The sequence below is a fragment of the Anaerolineae bacterium genome (assembly GCA_014360855.1).
Classification (GTDB): Bacteria; Chloroflexota; Anaerolineae; order JACIWP01; family JACIWP01; genus JACIWP01.
Genome location: JACIWP010000214.1, coordinates 1 through 5,266, shown reverse-complemented (window position 1 = coordinate 5,266; position 5,266 = coordinate 1). Strand labels below are relative to the sequence as shown.

The window sequence follows — 5,266 nt, the reverse complement described above, 5'->3', positions numbered from 1 at the left end:
TCTACAGCCAGAACCACCCCCTTCGTCAAATAGCTGTTGCATAAGCTTTAGAAGCTGGATACACGTGTTCATCGGGAGCCTCCTTTCCGACGCCCCGCGACGGAATACGGGCAACCGCTTGCAAGCGGGGAGATTTGGCTCAAATGAAGACAACATCCACTTGCTATGCTATAAGAGCTTGCCTATAATAGTAATTGCAAATGATTGCTAAAACGAGCGAGTTTCGGAGGAGGGAGCCAATGATCACCGAGAAAAGCTGTGAGATGATGCGCCGCTCTTTCGAGCGAACGACCTATCGTTTCACGGAAGCGCCTAGAGCGTCATTCCGTGGAGGTTTCGGCATCTATGTGCATGTGCCCTTTTGCTTATCCAAGTGTTCCTTTTGCCCTTTCTACAAAGAGCTGTATGATAAAGATCAAAAGGAGCGCTACGTTTCGGCCCTTTGTAAAGAGATCGATGCAACAGACATGGCCGGCCAGGCCAACTGGATCTACTTCGGTGGTGGCACGCCCAATACCCTAACTACGAGCGATCTGCGAGGCATCCTGAAGCACCTCAGGGCGAAGGTGCAGACGACCAGCCTGGGCATCGAACTCCTGCCAGCCTTGTTAACCTCGAAGTATCTCCAAGAGCTGGTGGACATGGGGTTCACGAAGGTGAGCATGGGCATCGAGAGCTTCTCCCCCGAGACGATGGCCCCAACCGGTCGCCGCCTATCTGAGGCTATCCCCCAATTTGTAGCTGAAGCGCGAGCAGTGGGTCTTTGGACCAACATCGATATGATGGTCGGTTTGCCCCGCCAAACGGCTGAGACGTTCCGCTTGGATATACAGCGAGTCTCAGAACTAGCGGCCAGCCAGGTGACCATCTACCCGTTCATGGTCATTCGTGGGGTCAGAGCCGAACCTAGCCTGTCTTCCCAAGAACAATTCGATTTGATCGAGGAGGCCGATACCACCCTGCAAGCTGCGGGCTTCCGACGCCGGGGCATATGGACCTGGGCAAGGGGCGATGACCTGTACGATTCCTCACGCGACGAACTGGTCGCGGACTATGCCGGATTTGGTCCAGCCGCCTTCTCCACCTACGGCCAGTGGAAAGTGGTCAACCCGGAGCTAGACGTATATTTGGAGAACATCGAACAGGGCAAGCTCCTAGCCTTTGTGGCTCGCGAGGCCCCAGGGGCAAATGAATGGCGTCGCTTCGCCAGGATGATTTATGATCTGAGGATCAACCAAAAATTAGCTCTCCCAGCACCCATAAACGGGCTCGTCTGGCTATTGAAAATCGCAGGCTACATCAACAATCAGGGAGAGCTGACCCGAAAGGGACGCTACTATGCACATGAGCTCACCAAAGCGGTGGTCGAGTCCTTGCCCTTCCCGGTGCAGAATCCTGCGTGCGTGGAAAACTATGAGGATTATGCCTCCCACAGGTCCCAACTACGCACAGACAGAACTCCGATCGGCCTAGGGTTAGGAAGTAGGGAACAAATAGATTGAACGCAAAGGCGGCAGGGCCTCGAAAAGTGCCCTGCCGCCTTTCGCGCGCTGGGGCGTTATGCGCCTTCCCAGCGGCGCAGCCACTCCATCAACAGCCTGACACCCACCCCGGTGGCGCCTTTGCTCTGGTGGGGTTTCGCCGGCTTATCGGTCCAGTACGTGCCGGCGATATCCAGATGCGCCCATGGGAAATCGCCGACGAACTGGCTGAGGAAGTACGCGGCGGTGATGGCGCCGGCGGGCCGGCCGCCCACGTTGCACAGGTCCGCCACGTCGCTCTTCAACTGCTCGCCGTATTCCTTGAACAGCGGCAGGCGCCAGACCCGCTCACCGCTCCGCTGGCCGGCGGTCTCCAACTGGGACGCCAGGCGGTCATCGGTGCTCATCAGACCAGTAGTGATGTTGCCCAGCGCCACCACGCAGGCGCCGGTCAGGGTGGCCAGGTCCACGATGGCCGCCGGCTGGAAGCGGCCGGCATACGTCAGGGCGTCGGCCAGGACGAGCCGGCCCTCCGCGTCGGTGTTCTGTACCTCGATGGTCTTCCCCGACAGGGATGTCACAATGTCCCCTGGCTTCATCGCCTTGCCGCTGGGCATGTTCTCCGTGGCAGGGATGATGCCCACCAGGTGGAACGGCAGGCGCAGCATGGCCGCGGCCCACAGGACGCCCATGACGGCCGCGCCGCCGGCCATATCCCCCTTCATCTTATGCATGTCCTCGCTCGGCTTCAACGAGATGCCGCCTGAATCGAAGGTCAGGGCCTTGCCCACCAGCGCGATCGTGGGCAGGCCGGCGTCCGGCTGGTATTCCAGGATGATGAGCTTCGGCGGTTCCTCACTCCCCTGGCTGACGCCCAACAGCGCGCCCATGCCCAGGGACTGCATATCCTCTCGTTCCAACACCTGACAGCGCAGACCCAGCTCGCGTGCCATGGCCTGGGCTTTGCCGGCCAGTGCCGCCGGCGTGGTGATGTTTGCCGGCTCGTTGACCAGGTCCCGCACGAACGAGACGCTGTCGGCGATGATCTGGCCGGCTCGCGCGCCATCCTGCATGGTGGGTATCTTGCCGGCGTCGAACTCGATCAGCACCATCTCCTCGATAGGGGTCGTCGGCTCTTCCACCACCGTCTTATGGCGGGTAAACGTGTACAGCGAGAGGACGCTCCCCTCCACCAGGGCCTGAGCGGCCTCCTCTGGCGCGATACCGCCGGCGCCCGAACCATGCACCACGGTGGCGAAGGAGGTCAGTCCCAGGGAGCGGATCTTTTGGGCGGCGGCGCCGGCGGCATGCCGGATGGCCTCCAGGCCGAACTCCTCCTGCTTCCCCAGGCCCACCACGATGACCCGCTTGGCGGCCACCCCGCCCTCGGGATAGAGCACCGTCACCTCTCCGAGCTTGCCCCGTATGTCGCCGCTGGCAATCAGGGCGCTGATGCGACCGTTCATCGCCTTGTCTACCGCCCCTGTGGCCCCGCCAGGGGATTGCACGCCTTCAAACAGATTGACCACCAGCGCTTCAGTGGGAAACGACTGGGCAAAACCCTGCTGTACCGTGATTTTCATGTTTTCTCTCCCTTGACATATGTTGTCCAAGTTTCGGAAGCGCGAAGGGCGCGCAGTGCCGCAATTGCCTCTTCCAGCTTCGGGCGGTTCGCCGGCTGGTTGGGCCAGATGCTCGCCCCCGAAGGATGCGGCAGTGGCACCAGCCAGGCGTCCGCCGGCACGCGGTAAAATGCAGGCCGAGCCGGCACCTCCCCGGCGCGATAGGCTTTGCCCACATGGTCGGAGAGCGAGCCGGCGCCGATGAAGTATGTCAGCGCCAGCTTGCCCACCAAAATAATGATGCGCGGCTGAATCAGGTCCAGCTCCTGCTGGAGATAGGGAGCACACAGGGCGATCTCCTGTGCGCTGGGCGGGCGGTCCCCATGTCCGCCGGCCTGCCGGCCAGGATAACAGCGCGTCAGCGCGGTGAAATAAAACAGCTCGTCCAGCTCCGCGCTGGTCCACCCCGCCTGCGCCAGCCAGGAGCGCAGTCTCCCGCCGGCGGCGCCCGACCAGGGGACACTGCCGGCGCGCAGGTCGGCCGCGGCCGGCGCCTGCCCGATCACCATAACCCGGGCACGCTCACTGCCGGCGAACACCGCCGGCCCCTGCACCGGGAAGCCGGCCTCCTGACAGCGCCGGCAGGCCCGCATGAGGGCCTGAAGCGCACCGAGCTGTTGCGGAAGGGACTGCGCGGGAGACAGGGACATGACGGCCGGCCTAACGAGCTTCCGCCTCCTCGATGATGATGGAATGCGTCATCTCCACCTTGCCTTCCAGGGTGGCGTGCACGGAGCAGTACTTGGTGGTGGACAGTTCGACGGCGCGCTCCACCGCCGCCCGCTCCACCCCTTTCCCGCGCACAATGTACTCGATATGCATATGCGTCCAGGCGCGGGGATGGTCCGGCCGGCGCTGGCCGGTGATCTTCACCTCGAAATCCACCACCTTCTGCTGTTTCTTCTGGAGGATGGAAATCACGTCCATGGCGGTACAGCCGGCCAGCGCGACCATCAGAAGCTCGGCCGGCCGCATACCGGTATTTTCCCCCAGGGGCGAATCCATGACCACAGAGTGCCCACCGCCGTCGGTGCCCACGAACTGCAGGTTGCGTACCCAGCGGGCAGTAATGGTGTATTCGTTCATGGCCTATCTCCGATGTGTGAGGATAATATATTCTACCACGGCAGTACGCGCTGAACAAGGCGCGGGCCCAGCACCAGGAGACCCACGATGACCGAGATGATGGCGCACACCACGACAGCGCCGGCGGCCACATCCTTGGCGATCTTCGCCAGCGGATGATAGCGCGGCGTCACCATGTCAATGGCGGTCTCAGCAACGGTGTTGAACATCTCGGCCATCAGCACCAGGGCGATGGTCAGGGCAATGACTGCCCATTCGAGCGCGCTCAGCCCCAGCCAGACGCCGGCCGCTACCACCCCTGCGGTGATCAGGAGATGAATGCGGAAGTTGCGCTGGGTGCGCAGGACATACCAGATGCCGGCGAAGGCCCAGCGAAAGCTGGAGCCGAGCGTGCGGTCGCCCCGCGGGTCCTCCTCCACCCCCACTGCCGGCATCGCCTGGCTGACAGAAGGCTTATCCGCCATTCTACTCCTCCTGGGGCGCGGCCTCCGCGCATCCCAGCTTCTCCAACACCTCCCGTTGAAGCGCCCACATGCGGGCCTTCTCCGCCGGCTCCGCATGGTCATGCCCCAACAGGTGCAGGGTGCCGTGCACCGTCAGCAGGCACAGCTCGCTGGCAAGGGGATGTCCGCCGGCCTCCGCCTGCCGGCGCGCCTGCGGCAGGGAGATGATGACATCTCCCAAATATCGGCGCGACTGGGTCGGGAGGACAAAGGCCTCCCCACCCTCCCCCACCTCTTCCTCAAAGGCGAAGGCCAGCACATCCGTGGTCGCATCCACATCTCGGTAATTGCGGTTGAGCTCCTGCACCTCCGCATCATCGGTGATGACCAGGGTCATCTCCGCCGGCTCGGTCAGGCCGGCCAGCGAAGCGGCCAGGTTGGCGGCGGACACCAGGCGCTCCTCCGGGATGGCCGCCAGCTCTTCGGCCGGCAGGTGCTCCCCGTACATCAGTGTGACTTCCAGCAGTTCCTGATGCATCATGAGGGCCTCTCCTGGGAGGGAATGCCCGCCGGCGTGGACGCGGCCGGCCCTTCCGGCGGGGGCGCGGCGGCCGGCTCCGGATACTGAATGCGA

Annotated in this window: 6 protein-coding genes; 1 reads left to right on the top strand and 5 read right to left on the bottom strand. The window is 62.9% G+C overall.

Features of this window, described 5'->3' with window-relative positions; genetic code table 11:
• The first annotated feature begins 239 nt into the window (after positions 1–239).
• Positions 240–1,502, top strand: coding sequence for a radical SAM protein (locus H5T60_11230; protein MBC7243004.1), 1,263 nt, complete (start codon positions 240–242; stop codon positions 1,500–1,502).
• A gap of 56 nt (positions 1,503–1,558) precedes the next feature.
• Here H5T60_11230 and H5T60_11225 read toward each other — a convergent pair whose 3' ends face one another.
• From H5T60_11225 to ybeY, 5 genes are read right to left on the bottom strand one after another with little or no spacing between them, the layout of a single operon-like run.
• The gene (locus H5T60_11225; protein ID MBC7243003.1) at positions 1,559–3,064 is read right to left on the bottom strand and encodes a leucyl aminopeptidase; all 1,506 of its coding nucleotides are present in this window, start codon (positions 3,062–3,064) and stop codon (positions 1,559–1,561) included.
• Entirely contained in the window at positions 3,061–3,753 is a 693-nt protein-coding gene (locus H5T60_11220) for a hypothetical protein (protein ID MBC7243002.1), read from the bottom strand. Before H5T60_11220 ends, H5T60_11225 begins: the two co-directional genes overlap by 4 nt.
• 10 nt (positions 3,754–3,763) lie before the next feature.
• A complete protein-coding gene (locus tag H5T60_11215; protein ID MBC7243001.1) occupies positions 3,764–4,189 on the bottom strand; it encodes an OsmC family protein in 426 nt (141 codons plus the stop codon).
• A gap of 32 nt (positions 4,190–4,221) precedes the next feature.
• A complete protein-coding gene (locus H5T60_11210) occupies positions 4,222–4,623 on the bottom strand; it encodes a diacylglycerol kinase family protein (protein ID MBC7243000.1) in 402 nt (133 codons plus the stop codon).
• A gap of 31 nt (positions 4,624–4,654) precedes the next feature.
• On the bottom strand, positions 4,655–5,140 hold the full coding sequence (ybeY, locus tag H5T60_11205; GenBank protein ID MBC7242999.1) for an rRNA maturation RNase YbeY: 486 nt from the start codon (positions 5,138–5,140) through the stop codon (positions 4,655–4,657).
• Between the last annotated feature and the right edge of the window lie 126 nt (positions 5,141–5,266).

What these genes read in the sequence shown, in the direction of transcription:
- ybeY (MBC7242999.1), bottom strand. Translation starts at nt 5,140, where the DNA reads ATGTACGGGGAGCACCTGCCGGCCGAAGAGCTGGCGGCCATCCCGGAG.
- H5T60_11215 (MBC7243001.1), bottom strand. Translation starts at nt 4,189, where the DNA reads ATGAACGAATACACCATTACTGCCCGCTGGGTACGCAACCTGCAGTTC.
- H5T60_11230 (MBC7243004.1), top strand. Translation starts at nt 240, where the DNA reads ATGATCACCGAGAAAAGCTGTGAGATGATGCGCCGCTCTTTCGAGCGA.
- H5T60_11225 (MBC7243003.1), bottom strand. Translation starts at nt 3,064, where the DNA reads ATGAAAATCACGGTACAGCAGGGTTTTGCCCAGTCGTTTCCCACTGAA.
- H5T60_11220 (MBC7243002.1), bottom strand. Translation starts at nt 3,753, where the DNA reads ATGTCCCTGTCTCCCGCGCAGTCCCTTCCGCAACAGCTCGGTGCGCTT.
- H5T60_11210 (MBC7243000.1), bottom strand. Translation starts at nt 4,623, where the DNA reads ATGCCGGCAGTGGGGGTGGAGGAGGACCCGCGGGGCGACCGCACGCTC.